The 16,294-nt window shown below is 62.0% G+C and carries 15 protein-coding genes; 3 read left to right on the top strand and 12 right to left on the bottom strand.

Annotated elements, in window-relative coordinates:
• Nucleotides 1–99: 99 nt before the first annotated feature.
• On the bottom strand, nt 100–1,275 hold the full coding sequence (locus ACFC20_RS14000) for a type III PLP-dependent enzyme (protein ID WP_091989428.1): 1,176 nt from the start codon (nt 1,273–1,275) through the stop codon (nt 100–102).
• 180 nt (nt 1,276–1,455) lie between these two features.
• A complete protein-coding gene (locus ACFC20_RS13995; RefSeq protein ID WP_375193554.1) occupies nt 1,456–2,274 on the bottom strand; it encodes a RimK family alpha-L-glutamate ligase in 819 nt (272 codons plus the stop codon).
• Nucleotides 2,275–2,449: 175 nt separating this feature from the next.
• Between ACFC20_RS13995 and ACFC20_RS13990 the strand changes: the two genes are divergently transcribed.
• Nucleotides 2,450–3,304 carry a translation initiation factor eIF-2B gene (locus tag ACFC20_RS13990; protein ID WP_375193553.1) on the top strand — a complete coding sequence of 285 codons (855 nt, stop codon included), beginning with the start codon at nt 2,450–2,452 and terminating at the stop codon, nt 3,302–3,304.
• On the opposite strand, the gene hrpB is transcribed toward ACFC20_RS13990, so the two are convergent.
• The 6 genes from hrpB to ACFC20_RS13960 form a co-directional block, all read right to left on the bottom strand.
• Entirely contained in the window at nt 3,258–5,738 is a 2,481-nt protein-coding gene (hrpB, locus tag ACFC20_RS13985; protein WP_375193552.1) for an ATP-dependent helicase HrpB, read from the bottom strand. The two genes, ACFC20_RS13990 and hrpB, sit on opposite strands and share 47 nt — an antisense overlap.
• Before the next feature lie 22 nt (nt 5,739–5,760).
• A complete protein-coding gene (locus ACFC20_RS13980) occupies nt 5,761–6,432 on the bottom strand; it encodes an SCO family protein (RefSeq protein ID WP_375193551.1) in 672 nt (223 codons plus the stop codon).
• Between the two features lie 147 nt (nt 6,433–6,579).
• Nucleotides 6,580–7,500, bottom strand: a complete 921-nt coding sequence (gene cyoE / locus ACFC20_RS13975) for a heme o synthase (protein WP_375193550.1) — start codon at nt 7,498–7,500, stop codon at nt 6,580–6,582.
• On the bottom strand, nt 7,497–8,558 hold the full coding sequence (locus ACFC20_RS13970; protein WP_375193549.1) for a heme A synthase: 1,062 nt from the start codon (nt 8,556–8,558) through the stop codon (nt 7,497–7,499). Before ACFC20_RS13970 ends, cyoE begins: the two co-directional genes overlap by 4 nt.
• Before the next feature lie 94 nt (nt 8,559–8,652).
• Entirely contained in the window at nt 8,653–9,303 is a 651-nt protein-coding gene (locus ACFC20_RS13965) for a hypothetical protein (protein ID WP_375193548.1), read from the bottom strand.
• Nucleotides 9,303–10,037 carry an SURF1 family protein gene (locus ACFC20_RS13960; protein WP_375193547.1) on the bottom strand — a complete coding sequence of 245 codons (735 nt, stop codon included), beginning with the start codon at nt 10,035–10,037 and terminating at the stop codon, nt 9,303–9,305. Before ACFC20_RS13960 ends, ACFC20_RS13965 begins: the two co-directional genes overlap by 1 nt.
• Before the next feature lie 77 nt (nt 10,038–10,114).
• Here ACFC20_RS13960 and ACFC20_RS13955 point away from each other — a divergent pair, with 77 nt between their 5' ends.
• The gene (locus ACFC20_RS13955; RefSeq protein ID WP_375193546.1) at nt 10,115–10,318 is read left to right on the top strand and encodes a twin transmembrane helix small protein; all 204 of its coding nucleotides are present in this window, start codon (nt 10,115–10,117) and stop codon (nt 10,316–10,318) included.
• Nucleotides 10,319–10,328: 10 nt separating this feature from the next.
• Here the strand turns inward: ACFC20_RS13955 and ACFC20_RS13950 are convergent, their stop codons facing one another.
• Genes ACFC20_RS13950 through coxB form a run of 4 tightly spaced genes read right to left on the bottom strand, consistent with a single transcriptional unit; the run spans nt 10,329 to nt 14,607 of the window.
• On the bottom strand, nt 10,329–11,216 hold the full coding sequence (locus ACFC20_RS13950) for a cytochrome c oxidase subunit 3 (RefSeq protein ID WP_091989404.1): 888 nt from the start codon (nt 11,214–11,216) through the stop codon (nt 10,329–10,331).
• A gap of 16 nt (nt 11,217–11,232) precedes the next feature.
• The gene (locus ACFC20_RS13945) at nt 11,233–11,826 is read right to left on the bottom strand and encodes a cytochrome c oxidase assembly protein (RefSeq protein ID WP_091989401.1); all 594 of its coding nucleotides are present in this window, start codon (nt 11,824–11,826) and stop codon (nt 11,233–11,235) included.
• A gap of 15 nt (nt 11,827–11,841) precedes the next feature.
• Nucleotides 11,842–13,425 carry a cytochrome c oxidase subunit I gene (ctaD, locus tag ACFC20_RS13940; RefSeq protein WP_091991005.1) on the bottom strand — a complete coding sequence of 528 codons (1,584 nt, stop codon included), beginning with the start codon at nt 13,423–13,425 and terminating at the stop codon, nt 11,842–11,844.
• A 57-nt stretch (nt 13,426–13,482) separates the two neighbouring features.
• On the bottom strand, nt 13,483–14,607 hold the full coding sequence (gene coxB / locus ACFC20_RS13935; RefSeq protein WP_375193545.1) for a cytochrome c oxidase subunit II: 1,125 nt from the start codon (nt 14,605–14,607) through the stop codon (nt 13,483–13,485).
• A gap of 202 nt (nt 14,608–14,809) precedes the next feature.
• On the opposite strand from coxB, the gene ACFC20_RS13930 reads away from it, so the two are divergent.
• Nucleotides 14,810–16,138 (top strand): MATE family efflux transporter, encoded by a 1,329-nt coding sequence (locus ACFC20_RS13930; protein WP_375193544.1) that lies wholly within the window; start codon nt 14,810–14,812, stop codon nt 16,136–16,138.
• Nucleotides 16,139–16,294 lie beyond the last annotated feature (156 nt).

The raw sequence follows: 16,294 nt of genomic DNA, 5'->3' as shown, positions 1-16,294 counted from the left end.
GTCTTTTCCGCCGGGAAAATGTTGTCTGAGCGAAGCGAGTTGTTTTTCCCAGAGGAAAAGACTCCCCGCCCCGCGGCCAGACTCCGAGCTAGACCAAAGTCAGATGTAGTAATCCTTCAACGGAGGAAACCCATTAAACTCGATGGCGCTATAAGTCGTGGTATAAGCCCCCGTAGACAGCCAGTACATCCGGTCCCCGATGGCCAGATTCAAAGGCAGCGGGTACTTGTGGTGCTCGTACATGATATCGGCACTGTCACAGGTCGGCCCGGCAATCACGCAGTCCTCGCCTTCGCCCACCTTCTCGGTCCAGATCGGAAACTTGATGGCTTCATCCAGCGTCTCGATCAGACCGGAAAACTTGCCCACATCGGTGAACACCCAGCGGTGCAGCGCGGTGCGGGATTTCCGGGAAATCAGCACCACCTCGCTCACCAGAACGCCGGCATTGGAAATCAGCGACCGACCCGGCTCAATGATGATCTCCGGCAGATCGGCGCCAAAATCCTCGTGCAGGAAGCGGGCAATCTCCTCGGCGTATACCTTGAGCTCGTTGGTGCGGGTAATGTAGTTGGCCGGGAAGCCACCACCCATGTTGATCATCTTCAGCTCGATACCGTCTTCTTCCTTCAGGCGCTCGAAAATGACCTTCACCTTGTTCAGAGCTGCATCCCAGGCACCGATTTCGCGCTGCTGGGAGCCCACGTGGAAGGACACGCCGTAGGGCTCCAGGCCCAGATCACGGGCCAGGATCAGCAGGTCCATGGCCATGTCGGTCTGGCAGCCGAACTTCCGGGACAGCGGCCAGTCGGCGGTCAGGGTGCCTTCCGTGAGGATGCGCACGTACACCTTTGAACCCGGAGCCGCCTTGGCGATGTTGCGCAGGTCGGCTTCCGAATCGGTGGCGAACAGCCGCACACCCTTCTCGTAGAAAGTGCGAATGTCCCGCGCCTTCTTGATGGTGTTGCCGTAGCTGATCCGATCGCCGGTCACACCCAGAGACATCACCTTGTCCAGTTCGTATACCGAGGCAATATCGAAGCAGGCGCCTTTGTCACGCAACATGGTCAGGATCTGCGGCGCCGGGTTGGCTTTTACCGCGTAGTAAACCTTGGCGTAGGGAAAACCCTCCACCAGTTCCTCGTACTGACGGTCAATGGTGCCGGTATCGATGACAACGAACGGGGTTTCCTTGCCGTCGGCAAAGTCCTTGATGCGCTTGAACGTCTCGGCATCGTAGTAGTCGGCAATGTTGGCGTTGGCGGCTTCGGTCATGGGTGGTGTGGCCCTCCACAGGGTATACGGACAAAAAAAGAGGTGCCCCAGCAGCGCTGCGGCACCCGTGAGTTGGCGCGATCATCGGGCATTTATCGGGGACCGCCTATGAGCATATCTACCCATAAGGTCCCGCCCGAAGATTGGCCGGCAGCTATGGAAAAACTAGACGATAATTGGTCAGACCGCCACCGGCCAGAGCGGGGTTGGCTCCACCGGCCCGTCCGGGTCTTCCGGCGCGGTTTTCGCACGAAGATAACCGAGGATGGCGTCCTGGAGGTCCGAGCCATGGCCCAGCCCCTGGTTACCAAACAGACGGTTGAATTCCAGTACGTAGGGGTAGCCCTCCACCAGGGCAATATCGAAACCGGCGTGGTCGACTTCCAGCTCCCGGGCAAGGCGCAATGCCAGGTCGGTCATGATAGCCGGCACCGGACTGGTGTCGATGCGACCGCCACGGGCCACATTGTTGTAAAAGCCCTGATCGGCCTGCATGCGCCAGTAGGCAGTCACCACGCGGTCACCCACCACGACAATTCGGGCGTCGCGATCCAGCGGCAGGTATTCCTGGGCGTAGAGTACGTCGGTACGCTCGCAGTATCGGCGCCAGTCCTCGCGGGTTTCAATCAGCCACACGCCTTCGCCCATGCTGGCCCGTGGCAGTTTGGCCACAAACGGATGCGGCAGGATGTCCCAGATCATCTCCCGCTCCACCGGGCCGTTGGCTTCGATCAGCGTCCAGGGGGTGTGCTCCGGCGCCACCGCCTGGAATGCCCGGGTCATCTCGACCTTGTCATGGCCAATGCGATAACTGGCAACGCTGGGGAACACCCGGCATTTCAGACCGTGCACCAGGGCGTTGAGCTGCCAGTACTCCGGGAAAAGCACCCAGTCGGCCTCCCGCAGGAGTTCCTTGTGGCACAGAAACTGGTCCGGCTTGAGCACCGTGGTGTTGGGAAAGCCCAGGGTCCGGAAAATATCAAAGGAAACAAGGTGCATCGGTAGCGCGCACTCGGGAGTGAAATTGCGCGTATTTTATACAGGACCGGGATACTGGCAAGCGCTATTTGTACCCTGCGGGCATAAGCACAAACCCCGGGTGTCATGCCTGAATCCGGGCTACCCTTGAATCAGGCACCAAACCCAACCCCAAACCCGGGAGAGTACTGGCGACATGCAGCAACTCAATGCGCGGGCACAGTCCATCGTCGCGGAACTGCGGGAAGACCTTCAATCAGGCGCCACCGAACTGGCGCGAAAAACGCTCGATCAGGTATTGGCTTACCTGGACCATGAACAGCCGGATGCCGGAACCCTTCGGACACTCCTGTCCGAGCTGCGACAAGCCCGCCCCAGCATGATCGTGATTGGCAACGCCCTGGCCAGGATCGAACAGCGAGGATCGGCAGAGCCGCACGCCGCACGTGAGGCCATACTCGAGATCCGGGCCCAGCTGAGAGATGCCACCTCGGCCATGGCCCGCCACGCCCGACAGGAGCTGCCGGACACGCCGGTGATCATGACTCACAGCGCCAGTTCCGCGGTTCTGGCCCTGTTCCGAAGCCTGGCCAAAGACAAGAAGCGTTTCAGTGTGATCTGTACCCAGAGCAGTCCCGGTTTCGAGGGCCATACCCTGGCCAGAACCCTGGACGGGTTGTCAGTACCGGTCACCCTGATTACCGACGCCCAGATGGCCCTGTTTGTTGGGCAGGCGGATGTGGTGGTCACCGGATGCGACACCTGGTTTACCGACGGCTGGTTCATCAATAAAAGTGGCACCCACCTGCTGGCCCTGGCGGCCCGCGCCTCGGGCACGCCCTTCTGGGTGCTGGCCGACAGTTTCCGGAACAGCGACGCCAATCCGGCAAATGTGATTCTCGAGGAGATGTCAGGGGATGAACTCCGGGCGCCTTCGGGGCGCTGGATAACGCCCCGCAACGTCTATTTCGAATTGACACCACGGGGCCTTGTGAGCCGCCGAATCAGCGAGCAGGGCGTTTCTTCGTGCCCTGCTGGGCCTCGGCCGTGAACGGATCCTCGGGCCAGGGGTGCTTCGGGTATCGGCCGCGCATGTCCTTGCGTACCTCGGGATAGACGTTGCGCCAGAAACTGGCCAGATCGGCGGTGACCGCCAGCGGGCGCTGGGCCGGCGACAGCAGGTGCAGCACTACCGGAACCCGGCCGGCGGCCACGGTGGGGGTCTCTGTCCAGCCAAAGAGGGCCTGGAGTTTGGCCGGCAATACCGGACCGTTTTCAGCGGTGTAGTCCAGGCGCACCCGCTGGCCGGTGGGAATGGTAAGGTGGGTGGGCGCCAGGGACGGCAGCCGTTGCTGATCGGGGTATTCGAGCAGGCTGGTCAGGGCGGCCATCAGGTCCAGGCCAGCCAGATCGGACCAGCGGTTCATCCCAGGGAGAAAAGGCCCCAGCCACTGTTCCAGAGTTGCCAGCAGCGTATCGTCGCTGGTATCGGGCCAGCCTTCCTCCGGGAAGGTAGCCGCAAGCAACCGGACACGGGCCCGCCACTGGCGGCTCTCCTCGTTCCAGGGCAGGCTGGCCAGGCCCTTTTTCCGCACGGCCGCCATCAATCCACGTTGCACCAGCTCGGGGGCGACATTGCTCAGCCGCTTTTCGGCCAGGACAAGTTCGCCGAGTTTCCGCACTCGCCGGGCAATCACCGTGCCTTTGTCGTCGTCCCAGATCGCCTCCTCGGTTTCGCGGATGTGGCCGGCAAGATCCTGCTCCAGCACCGGCATCTCCACCGGCGCCGCCAGATAGATGGTGGCCTCCCGGGCCCGGCCATCCAGCTCGGGCGCTACCAGCCAGTCGTGCCGGGCCAGTGGGTCATCGGCCCGCAGGGCAGCGCCCCTGCCATTACTGAGCTGGTATCTCGGCGCGTTGCCGGGGCGACGCCGGGCAACCCGGTCGGGGTAGGCCAGCGCCAGCAGCCGGCCAACCTCCGTTTCCGGGGGCACCGGGTCGCCCTCCGTTGGCGACTCGCCAAGCCTGTCCGCCGCCTTGCGAACCGCCTTGATGCGCGCCGCATCCACCATGCCGTCCCGTCGCTCCCCGTAAAACACCCGGATCCGCTCGTGCATATCTGCCCCGGCACCCGGGCCCAGCAGATCACGATCTTCCAGAAGCGCGGCCAAGGCAGCCGCCGGGCCGCCCAGCCCGAGCGCGCGTCCGGTCAGTACCATGTGCGCCAGGCGGGGGTGGCTGCCAAGGTTCCTGGCGGCCTTGCCGTGAGCGGTAATCGCACCGTCTACATCCAGCATGTCGAGCCACTGCAGCAACGCCACCGCCTGGCGCCAGTGGGCCGGTGGTGGCGGGTCAATCCAGGACAGATCGGCGGGATCTCGGGCGCCCCACTGGGCCAGCTCCAGCACCAGTGGCGCCAGATCCGCCTCCAGGATTTCCGGGGGCGTGTAGTCCGCCAGCCCGTAGTGTTCCGATTCGCTCCACAGGCGGTAACAAACGCCCGGCTCCACCCGACCGGCCCGACCCTTGCGCTGTTCGGCCGAGGCTTTCGACAGCCGACCGGTCACCAGTCGGGTCATGCCGCTGTTGGGATCGAACACCGCCCGCCGCTGCTGGCCTGCGTCAATCACCACCCGGATCCCCTCGATAGTGAGACTGGTTTCAGCAATGGCGGTGGCCAGCACCACCTTGCGCTGGCCCTCCGGTGCCGGGGTTATGGCCTGGTCCTGTTGTTCTGTTCTCAGGTTGCCGTAGAGCGGCGCGACCAGCACCCGGTCGCCCAGCGCGCCTCGCAGCTGCTGTTCGACCCGGCGGATTTCACCGGCGCCGGGCAGGAACACCAGCAGGGAACCGTCCTGGTCACGCAGCGCCTCCTGAATCACCGATACCACCTGATCCACCAGCCAGGCGTTGCGCGGCAGCGGCCGATAACAGACCTCTACGGGGAACGCCCGACCCTCGCTGGTAATCACCGGGACATCCCCGAGCACCCGGGCGATGGGCCCGGCGTCCAGCGTCGCGGACATCACCAGCAACCGCAGATCCTCCCGCAGCGCCTGCTGGGATTCCCGCACCAGGGCCAGACCCAGATCGGCCTGGAGAGAGCGTTCATGGAACTCGTCGAAGATAACCGCGGCGTAGTCCTCCAGCATCGGATCGGTCTGTATCAGCCGGGTCAGAATGCCCTCGGTCACCACCTCGATGCGGGTGGCAGCGGACACTCGGGTATCCAGGCGGGTGCGGTAACCCACGGTTTGGCCGGGCTTCTCGCCAAGCTGTGCGGCCATGTACCGGGCCGCAGAGCGTGCGGCCAGCCGGCGCGGTTCGAGCATCAGGATTTTTCCGCGTCCACGCCAGGGCGCGTCGAGCAGGGCGAGGGGCACACGGGTGGTTTTGCCGGCGCCAGGTGGCGCCTGCAGAAGGGCGGTCCGGGTCTGTTCCAGAACGGCTTTCAGTTCCGGGAGAATGGCATCAATGGGAAGCATCGGATTCCGGGTTACGACTGCGTCAGGAGCTCACCCGGTCACGATTGGCCTTCGCCCACTGGTAGATCCGCTTGAAGGCCTCGGCCAGGTTGTGCGGATTATGAGGCGGCTGCATCACCGCGGCAAGCTCGCCATCCGGGTTCAGCAGCGCAAAATGGCCACTGTGGTCCACCATCAGTTCCCCGTTCACTTCCCGATGAACGAAGACGGCACTCAGGCTCTTGGCGAGGGCCCGGAGGGTATCCAGGTCGCCGGTCAGTCCATGGAAATTCTCGCCAAAGAACCCCGTGTAGGCGTCAAGCTTTTCAGGGGTATCGTGCTCCGGGTCGGCACTGACCAGAAGGTACTCCGGCTGGGGCAATTCGCTGGACAGCAGCTGGTCAGTCTGGCGCAGATTGGCCATGGCCGCCGGGCAGATATCCGGGCAGTTGGTATAACCCACGAAGGCAAAGGTCCAGCGGCCCTTCAGACTCTCCCTTGTGACGGTCTCGCCGGCTTCGTTGGTCAGGGTGAATTCGGTGAGTGGCCTGGGGTCGTCATACACATAGGTATTGAAATCCCGCAGGTCCGGCGCCGGAATCGGCTCCTGGTTGCCCACCAGAAAAACCTGCCGGCCGACCACCAGCCCGAAGATCAGAACAACAACCAATAAAAGGCAGAACAGCGTAAGGCGAATAGAGCTGGAGGTTTTCATGTAAAGTCCGATTCATCCCTGGGGAAGCGGCCGGGGAGGGCAATCCGAAACACGCTGTGAATACATCCATGTACGCTCGGCTCCGCCATCCATGGCTCCGCACGGTTTCGGATTGCCCTCCCCGGCCGCTCAGCCAGAGTCGTAGGTTCAGAAAAATACAAAATGATCCACAAGCAATACCACAAACAGGGCCATGAGGTAAGTGATGGAATACTTGAAGGTATTCAGGGCCACCCGCCGGTCGTCGCCCTTCAGCAGACGCACCGCGTACTGCAGGAAACGCAGTCCCAGGGCCAGGGCGCCCACCAGGTAAATGCCACCTGACATGCCGGTGACAAACGGCAGCAGGCTGACGGCCAGCAGCATCAGGGTATAGAGCAGGATATGCAGCTCTGTGAACTTGTTGCCATGGGTGACCGGCAGCATGGGAATACCGGCCTTGGCGTACTCTTCCTTGCGATGGATGGCCAGGGCCCAGAAATGGGGGGGCGTCCAGGCGAAGATAATCAGCACCAGCAGCAACGCGTGGCCTTCCACCTGGCCGGTCACCGCTGTCCAGCCGAGCAGCGGCGGCATGGCCCCCGCAAGACCGCCGATGGTGATGTTCTGGGGCGTGGCCCGTTTCAGGAACAGGGTGTAGACGCCGGCGTAGCCCACCAGAGACGCCAGGGTAAGCCAGGCGGTCAGATGGTTCACCTGCCACATGAGGACCGCCATGCCCACGCATGCCAGCAGGGTTGCGAAGACAATGGCATCCACCGGCGCAATCTTGCCCGTGGCAACCGGGCGCTTACGGGTGCGGGCCATAACCGTATCGATCTTCTGGTCCACCACGTGATTCACCACGGCCGCCGCACCGGCCAACAGGGCAATGCCCAGATTGCCCCACACCAGAACGCCCCAGCCCGGCACGCCGGGGGCCGCCAGCAACATGCCGATCACCGAGGTAAGAATCATCAGCGCAACCACCCGGGGCTTGGTCAGCTCCAGATAATCACGCCAGGAAATGGATGTTCGGGAATCGCTCGCAATTGCCTGGGTCGGCAGTACTTCCACTTGCTCGCTCATGCCGGGACCTCCTGGTTCATAGTTGTAGTATTGGGTGCAGTGGCGTTCCTGGTGTGGGGCAGCAGCTGGTGGCGCCAGACAAGATGAATGATGGCCAGAAGCAGCCCCGCTCCCATCGCGTTGTGGGCAACCGCGATGGACAGGGGAATATGGAAGATCACGTTGGCCAGGCCAAGCACGATCTGGGCGACGAGGACCACCGCCGCCAGGCCGATGGCGGGCCCGAGACCGGAATCACCGCGCCGGCGCCACATCAGCGCCAGTAACGTGGCCCAGTACACCAGCACCACCATGGCGCCTATCCGGTGGGTTACGTGAATCGCCACCCGGCCATCCGCCGTCAGCTGGCCACCCAGATAGTTCGGGCCCACGTGCTGGGTGACATCAAAACCATGCCGGAAATCCATGCCCTCCGGCCACCATTGGCCCTGGCAGGTGGGCAGGTCAGTGCAGGCGACGGCGGCATAGTTGGCCGCTGTCCAGGCGCCGAGCGCAATCTGCAGAATGACCAGCAGCAGACCACCATAGAGCCATGGTCGAAAGCCCGTGAGTGACGTGGTGGCGGGCGGTTCGGCACCGGTGCCGGCCCGGGCCCTGCGGCGCAATCGCAGGGTGAGCAGGGTCAGCAGGCTGAGGGTCGTAAAGCCACCAAGCAGGTGCATGGCTACGACCTGGGGCCAGAGTTTCAGAGTGACCGTCCACATGCCGAACGCCCCTTGCAGGACAATGAAACCGGCAATGAACAGCGGCAGTTTTACCGGTACACCTTCGCGCCGATGCCGAATGGCGTAGGCCGCCAGACCGAACACCACCAGGCCCAGGGTGCCAGCGGCGTATCGATGGATCATTTCCGGCCAGCCCTTTTCAACGTCCACCGGAGTATCCGGGAAACGGGCGTTGGCAATGGCGATGTGGGTTTCGCTCTGGGGTACGGTCAGAAACCCGTAGCAGCCAGGCCAGTCCGGACAACCCAGACCGGCATGGACCAGCCGGGTCCAGGCACCGAGCATGATGACGACAACCGCCAGCAACACCGCCAGCGTCGCCCATCTGGTCATGACCCTGGCCGCGTCAGAGTGCGCCGGGGAAGGATCCGTTGGGCCAGAGGAAGCAAACAGGGATTGATTCAAGACTGACACTCCGCGCTGGCCACTACCCGATCTGAGACAGTTTGAGCAGGTGCTTGAGATCCTCAAGCATCTCCTTGCCCGTGTGCTCCGGCCCGTAGTGCATCATCACGTTGCCGAAGGGGTCCACCAGCAGAATCCGGGGCGTCTGTGCCGGGTTGATGCCCTCCGGCCAGGCGGGTGTCCGACCCGAGGCGGGCACCAGGCGCTCCATGGAGCTGTATTCTTCGGGCCAGCGGGCCTGGAGATCCGAGGGAATACTGGCCAGCGTCGCCGCGCGGCTGACGCGATTGGCGTTCTTGCCAAGGGCGATGTTGACCTGGCGGGCAAGGTAGAGCAGTTCTTCACAGCTGCTGCCGCAGGCACCCGCGGACACCAGCATCAGCCACTGGGCATCCGGATGCTCAGGGCCGAAACGTTCCGCCAGGGGCTTGCCGTTGGTGGTTTGAAGATTCAGTTGGGCAACCGGCACCGGCGGCTGGATCAGCACGCCGTTGTTGGTGTGCCCCGCAGGGTTCAACCAGCCGGTATAGAACATGAGGGTGGCCACGATCATCGGGCCAAAACCCAGAGCGAACAGCAAAAAGGCTGTCCGGCGACCGCGCCGCACCTGTTCCGGGGTAGGGCCTTCGCTGTGTTCCTCGTTGGACATCCGGTCAGCCATTGTCATTGTCATTATTGGCTCCTGTCTTTCGGTAACTCGCTTCTTCGGTAACTCGCCACTACTGTCAATATAGTCAGGGCCACGGCCAGCGCAAACCATTGGGTGGCATAGCCGTAATGGGTTTGCGGCCCCATCATGTCCGGCTCCCAGTCTGCCCGGAAGGCGCCCGGCTGACGCTGCCCCGACAGGCGGAGAATGCCGCCCGGCAGACCCGGAATTTCCGCTCGAGCGGTTGCCTCCGGGAGGCTCTGGACCCGTCTTGGCCAGCGCTCGACCGGCTCGGCGGGCTCAGCCAGCACCGGCGGCACCGGGTACTCACCAACCCGCCCCTGCAGACTGTAGACGCCGTCCGGCGCGTCCACCTCAGGCAGCCGGTCCCGGGTACGGGGCGCCGGGACCCAGCCCCGGTTTACGACCACCGGCGGGCCCTCCAGCGGATAAAACCCGGTGAGTACCTCGTAGCCCGGCACGCCATCCCGGGTACGGTTATCCAGCAACCAGGTTCGGTGACCATAGCGCCCCGTCAGTGTCACCGGGCGGCCAGGGGTCAAACCCTGCTCAGCCATCTGCGGCCAGGGCAACGTTTCGGCCTCCTGCTGCCAACGGTCCAGCAGGGTCTGCTTCTCTTCCGCCCGATTCAATTGCCAGACACCAAGACTCAGGAGCACTGGCAGAAACACGCCACTGAAGACAAGCAACCGCCAATCGAGATGCCACCGGCGGGCAGTGCGCTGCGAATCACCCATGCTCTGCTATAGTGACCTCAGCGAGTCCGCAGGCGTTACCGGATCGTACATTCGCAAAACCAACAACAGGAAGTCCCATGCTTAAGGCCGTAATCGTAATTTTGCTGCTGGCCGTTCTGGTGAGCCTTTTCAGTGGTCTGTTCTTTCTGATCAGGGATGGCGGTAAAACCAATCGGGTTCTGAATTCCCTGGCATTAAGGGTCACCCTCAGCATAGTTCTCCTGGCAGTGATTCTGATTTCGTTATGGCAGGGTGCCCTGACGCTCAATCCGACACCCTGATCACCCTCGCTCAAAGAATGTAGACGAACACGAACAGGCCAAGCCAGACCACGTCCACGAAGTGCCAGTACCAGGCCGCCGCCTCGAATCCGAAGTGGTTATCGGCGGTAAAGTGACCCTTGTTCAGCCGCATCAGCATGATGAACAACATCAGCGAGCCCAGAATCACGTGGGCACCGTGAAACCCGGTCAGCATGAAGAAGGTACTGCCGTAGATCCCGGACTGCAGCGTCAGATCGAGATCCTGATAAGCGTGCATGTACTCGTAGCCCTGCACAAAGACAAACACCAGAGCCAGCGCGATGGTCAGTGTCAGCCACAGCTTGGTTTTGGCCCGGTTGCCGGCCTTGAGGGCATGGTGGGCGACCGTCACGGTGAACGACGAGGTCACCAGCAGGATGGTGTTGATCAGCGGCAGCCCCCAGGGCCCGATAACTTCCTTGGGACCGGGATAGAGCTCGGGATTGGGGTTGTTGACCAGTGGCCACGAGGACTGGAAGCCCTCCCATAGCATGTTGGAGGTTCCCCGATCACCCTCGCCGCCCAGCCAGGGCACCGCAAACACCCGCACGTAGAACAGCGCACCAAAGAAGGCCGCGAAGAACATGACCTCGGAGAAGATGAACCAGCTCATGCCCCAGCGGAAGGAGCGGTCCATCTGCGGGCTGTACAAGCCCTTGCGGCTTTCCTCAATGACGTTCCCGAACCAGCCAAACAGCATGTACGCCATGATCAGTGCGCCAATGAAGAACATGATCCAGGCGCCGGTGGTACTTTCCCCCTGCTTGCCGTTGACCATGATCGCGGCCACCCCGTAGAGGGTGACGCCCAGGCCAACGGTGGCAATGATGGGCCATTTACTCTGTTCCGGAACGTAATAGGTCTGGTTTTCCGCCATGACAGTCTCCAATGGCTTATCCGTTATCGGTTGTTGTTGTGGCTTTCCGGGAATTCGTTGTTACGGCCGGCTGCTTGCCTTGATCGTACAGCGTATACGACAGCGTGAGCTTGGTAATGTGAGCCGGCAGGTCCTTGTCGACAATGAAGATCAGCGGCATTTCGGTGCTCTCTCCGGCGCCCAGGGGCTGCTGGTTGAAGCAGAAACACTCGGTCTTGTGAAAGTACAGCGTGCCCTCGGAAGGGGACAGGCTCGGAACCGCCTGACCGACCATGGCTTCGGTGGTCGGATTCTCGGCATAGAAGTTAACCGTGGTGGGTTCGCCCGGGTGCACCTCCACAGAACGAACCACCGGCCGGAAAGTCCAGCTCATGCCAGGGCCGTTGGAGGCGAGAAACTGCACCGTCACCGTGCGGCTCTGGTCGGCCTCCGCCACCTCCGTCACCTCGTAACGCCCGGCGGTCTTGCCGTTAATGCCTGTGATTTCGCAGAACACGTCATACAGGGGCACCATGGCAAATCCGAAGGCAAACATGCCAACGACTCCGGCCAGACACCAGCCCACCACCCGGGTGTTGCTGCGGCCTGACTGCACTTGCCGGTCTGCCATGGCGCGGCCCTCTGCTTACTTCACTTCCGGAGGCGTGGCAAAGGTGTGGTATGGAGCCGGTGACGGCACCGTCCATTCCAGACCTTCCGCGCCGTCCCACGGCTTGGCGGGTGCTTTCTTGCCACCCCGGATGCACTTGACCACGATCAGCAGGAACAGCAGCTGGGTGGCGCCGAACATGAAGGCTCCAATGCTCGACACCATGTTGAAGTCGGCAAACTGCAGCGCGTAGTCCGGAATCCGTCGCGGCATGCCGGCCAGTCCCAGGAAGTGCATCGGGAAGAACGCCAGGTTCATGCCGATGAACGACAGCCAGAAGTGGGTCTTGGCCAGGGTCTCGTCGTACATGTGCCCGGTCCACTTGGGCAGCCAGAAGTAAGCGGAGGCAAAGATCCCGAAGATGGCGCCCGGCACCAGCACGTAGTGGAAATGCGCCACCACGAAGTAGGTGTCGTGGTACTGGAAGTCCGCCGGGGCGATGGCCAGCATCAGACCCGAGAAACCGCCGATGGTGAACAGGATGACAAAGGCCACCGCGAACAGCATGGGCGCCTCAAAGCTGAGGGAGCCCCGGAACATGGTGGCCACCCAGTTGAATACCTTCACCCCGGTGGGCACGGCAATCAGCATGGTGGCGTACATGAAGAACAGCTGGCCCACAATGGGAATGCCGACCGTGAACATATGGTGTGCCCAGACCACGAACGACAGCAGGGCGATAGCGCCCACCGCATACACCATGGAGGCATAGCCGAACAGGGGCTTGCGGGAGAACGCCGGAATGATGTGCGACACCGCCCCGAACGCGGGCAGGATCATGATGTACACCTCGGGATGCCCGAAGAACCAGAACACGTGCTGGAACAGCACCGGATCACCGCCGCCGGAGGCGTCAAAGAAACTGGTACCGAAGTTAATGTCCATCAGCATCATGGTGACCACGCCCGCCAGTACCGGCATCACCGCGATGAGCAGGAACGCGGTGATCAGCCAGGTCCAGACGAACAGCGGCATTTTCATCAGGGTCATGCCCGGCGCCCGCAGGTTCAGGATGGTGGCGATCACGTTGATGGCGCCCATGATCGACGAGATCCCCATGATGTGCACCGCGAAGATAAAGAACGTCGTGCTCGGCGGCCCGTAGGTGGTCGACAGCGGCGCATAGAAAGTCCAGCCGAAGTTGGGCGCGCCGCCCTCCATGAACAGGGTGGATACCAGAATCAGGAAAGCGCAGGGCAGCAGCCAGAAACTCCAGTTATTCATCCGGGGCAGGGCCATGTCCGGCGCACCGATCATCAGTGGCAGCATCCAGTTGGCCAGCCCGACAAAGGCCGGCATGACCGCGCCAAACACCATGATCAAACCGTGCATGGTGGTCATCTGGTTGAAGAATTCCGGCTGCACAATCTGCAGCCCGGGCTGGAACAGTTCAGCCCGGATAACCATGGCCATGGTTCCCCCGAGCAGGAACATGGCGAAACTGAATATCAGGTACATTGTCCCGATATCTTTGTGGTTGGTGGTCAGCAGCCAGCGACTGAAGCCTTTGGCCGGGCCGTGATGATGATCCTGGGCGTGGGTATCTGCAACCGCACTCATGAAAACCCCCGTTACCGCCATTTCTTGTGGCTGGTGATATCTGTTATCTGGCGACGATTACTGTTGGTTCTTGTAATCAAAGATTTCTTTCGGCGTGACCATTTCACCGGTGTTGTTACCCCAGGCGTTCCGCTCGTAGGTAATCACCGCGGCCAGGTCCACTTCGCTGAGCTGGTTACCGAAGGCCTGCATGGCCGTGCCCGCCTTGCCGTTGACAACAATGTCGATGTGCGCGGCCATATCCTCGGTGGCGATCGGGCTGCCCTTGAGCGCCGGGAATGCGGGCGGGGCACCGCTACCGTCAGCCTGGTGACAGGCGGCACAGGCCGTCTGGTAGGCTTTCTCGCCACGCTCCATCAACTCGGCCATGGTCCAGTCTTTCTGGGTCAGCTGGCGCTCACGCTCGGCGGCTTCCTTCTTTTCCGCCACCCAGGCGTTGTATTCCTCTTCAGGCACTGCTTCCACCACAACCGGCATGAACCCGTGGTCCTTGCCGCAGAGCTCGGTACACTGGCCACGATAGATGCCGGGTTTGTCGACCCGCGTCCAGGTTTCATTGATGAAGCCCGGAATGGCGTCTTTCTTCACGCCGAAGTCCGGCACCCACCAGGAATGGATCACGTCGTTTGCGGTCAGCAGGAAGCGCACCTTCTTGCCCACGGGGATAACCAGGGGATTGTCCACCTCAAGCAGATAGTTATCCCCCTTGGCCTGACGGTTCTCGATCTGGGCACGGGGCGTGGCCAGGTTGGAGAAGTAACCGAAGTCCTCGTTGATATACTCGTACTGCCATTTCCACTGATAACCGGTGACCTTGATGTCCACGTCCGATTCGGTCGTATCGTACATGTCAACCAGGGTGGCGGTGGCGGGAATGGCCATAACAACCAGGATGGCGAAGGGTATGATGGTCCAGAGCACTTCCACCAGTGTGTTCTCATGGAAGTTGGCCGGTTTCGCGCCCTGGGATTTCCGGTGCGCAAAAATGGACCAGAACATGACCCCGAAGACCACGACGCCGATCACGACGCAGATCCACAGAATGGTCATGTGAAGGCTGAATATCTCGTTACTGGTGCCGGTCACCCCCGGGGTCATGTTCAGTGTCCAGTCCGCCATGGACCAGGCGGGGAACATCAGACCGCCTAAGAGGGCACCCGCCCGCTGAGCGTGCACGCGCATACTGTGTCTCCACAGAGTGTTATTCTTGTCGGATTTTGCGTAATCCCCCCGACACCACCGGCGCTCGCATACACCGGACGTTCAGGGTGGAAGCCTGCTTACGGATACATCGAAATTGAGTATAGACACAGATCAAGAAAAGACTAAAAAATCGGCTAAATCCAAAAAATCTAACCAGTAATTTTTAATAATTGTATCGAATATGACTTTTAACCTGCCGGCCACCGACCGGCGCCTCTGGGCCCTGGCCTGGCCCCTGATGCTCACCAACCTCACCGTCCCCCTGCTGGGACTGGTGGATACCGCCGTGCTCGGCCACCTGGAGAGCCCGGAGTACCTGGGCGCCGTGGCGGTGGGCGCCAACCTGTTCAGCATTCTTTACTGGACCTTCGGTTTCATGCGGATGGGTACCACGGGCCTGGCTGCCCAGGCCTGGGGCAAACGGGACCGGTTTGGCCAGGTGGCACTGCTGCTACGCTCGGTCCTGCTGGCCTCGGGGATCGGCCTCCTGCTTATACTGTTCCACCGGCCGCTGATCGAGATTGGGCTTGCCCTGATGAACCCGAGCGAAACCGTCACGGAACTGGCGGCCGAGTACGCGGCTATCCGCATCTGGAGCGCCCCGGCGGTGCTCTGCCAGTACACACTGGTGGGCTGGCTGATCGGCACCCAGTACGCCCGCGGCCCCATGCTCATGCTGATCGCCGCCAACGGGCTCAACATTGTGCTGGATGTCCTGTTCGTCACGGTGCTGGGCTGGAACAGCCGGGGCGTGGCCATTGCCACGGTGATCGCCGAGTACGGCGCCGCCAGTCTCGGTTTCCTGATCGTGCTGCAACGCATGCCGGAGGGCCAGCGGCTGACCCGGGCCCTGTTCGGCAGCCTGGCCGACTATCTGAAGATACTTCGGGTGAATCGATACATTATGGTGCGCACCATTATCCTGTTGCTGGTGCTGGCCTTCTTTACCGCCCAGGGCGCCCGCCAGGGCAACGTGATTCTGGCCGCCAATGCCGTCCTGATCACCTTCCTGCTGCTGATCTCCAATGCCCTGGATGGTTTTGCCAACGCCGCCGAGGCACTGATTGGCGAAGCCATTGGCCGGGGCAGCCGGCGCCGGTTCCGGGTGGTGTTCCGAAGCGCCCTGCGCTGGTCGCTCTGGGGCGCACTGCTGCTCACCGTTGTGTTCGTGGCCGGCGGCCACTGGCTGATCGCGTTGCTCACCGGTATCGAGGAAGTCCGGAACACCGCCTGGCGTTTCCTGCCCTGGCTCTGGCTGCTGCCCTTTGCAGCCGTCTGGGGCTTCCTTCTGGACGGCGTGTTTATCGGCGCCACCCGCACCCGGGATATGCAGAACACCATGTTGTTCTCGGCACTGGGGGTGTTTGCGCCGACCTGGTGGCTCACCACCGCCTGGGGCAACCACGGCCTCTGGTTCGCGCTGATTGCCCTGATGCTTGCCCGGGCCGCCAGCATGGGTTGGCTGTGCTGGTCACACACCCGAAACGGGCGCTGGTTCCAGACCGATTGACACGGATCGGGGTCGCTTACATTACAGCTGCGCATTTTCACTGCGTCAGAAAAGCAGTCCGGAAAATCTCGGCTACACTTGTCAGAAAAGGCAGGCGCGACGTGGTAGCCAGCCCCCTTCTCCTGCCGGGTAACTCGTTGTTTAACGTTTCTTGCA

Origin of the sequence: Marinobacter sp., from assembly GCF_041984545.1 — a bacterium.
GTDB lineage: Bacteria > Pseudomonadota > Gammaproteobacteria > Pseudomonadales > Oleiphilaceae > Marinobacter.
This window is presented reverse-complemented; position numbering and strand designations above follow the sequence as displayed.

Bases quoted from the DNA above. Each gene is read 5' to 3' on its own strand.
- ACFC20_RS13950 (WP_091989404.1), bottom strand. From the start codon at position 11,216: ATGGCGGAAAACCAGACCTATTACGTTCCGGAACAGAGTAAATGGCCC.
- ACFC20_RS13980 (WP_375193551.1), bottom strand. From the start codon at position 6,432: ATGAAAACCTCCAGCTCTATTCGCCTTACGCTGTTCTGCCTTTTATTG.
- ACFC20_RS13930 (WP_375193544.1), top strand. From the start codon at position 14,810: ATGACTTTTAACCTGCCGGCCACCGACCGGCGCCTCTGGGCCCTGGCC.
- ctaD (WP_091991005.1), bottom strand. From the start codon at position 13,425: ATGAGTGCGGTTGCAGATACCCACGCCCAGGATCATCATCACGGCCCG.
- ACFC20_RS13990 (WP_375193553.1), top strand. From the start codon at position 2,450: ATGCAGCAACTCAATGCGCGGGCACAGTCCATCGTCGCGGAACTGCGG.
- ACFC20_RS13970 (WP_375193549.1), bottom strand. From the start codon at position 8,558: ATGACCAGATGGGCGACGCTGGCGGTGTTGCTGGCGGTTGTCGTCATC.
- hrpB (WP_375193552.1), bottom strand. From the start codon at position 5,738: ATGCTTCCCATTGATGCCATTCTCCCGGAACTGAAAGCCGTTCTGGAA.
- coxB (WP_375193545.1), bottom strand. From the start codon at position 14,607: ATGCGCGTGCACGCTCAGCGGGCGGGTGCCCTCTTAGGCGGTCTGATG.
- ACFC20_RS14000 (WP_091989428.1), bottom strand. From the start codon at position 1,275: ATGACCGAAGCCGCCAACGCCAACATTGCCGACTACTACGATGCCGAG.
- cyoE (WP_375193550.1), bottom strand. From the start codon at position 7,500: ATGAGCGAGCAAGTGGAAGTACTGCCGACCCAGGCAATTGCGAGCGAT.
- ACFC20_RS13945 (WP_091989401.1), bottom strand. From the start codon at position 11,826: ATGGCAGACCGGCAAGTGCAGTCAGGCCGCAGCAACACCCGGGTGGTG.
- ACFC20_RS13955 (WP_375193546.1), top strand. From the start codon at position 10,115: ATGCTTAAGGCCGTAATCGTAATTTTGCTGCTGGCCGTTCTGGTGAGC.
- ACFC20_RS13995 (WP_375193554.1), bottom strand. From the start codon at position 2,274: ATGCACCTTGTTTCCTTTGATATTTTCCGGACCCTGGGCTTTCCCAAC.
- ACFC20_RS13965 (WP_375193548.1), bottom strand. From the start codon at position 9,303: ATGACAATGACAATGGCTGACCGGATGTCCAACGAGGAACACAGCGAA.
- ACFC20_RS13960 (WP_375193547.1), bottom strand. From the start codon at position 10,037: ATGGGTGATTCGCAGCGCACTGCCCGCCGGTGGCATCTCGATTGGCGG.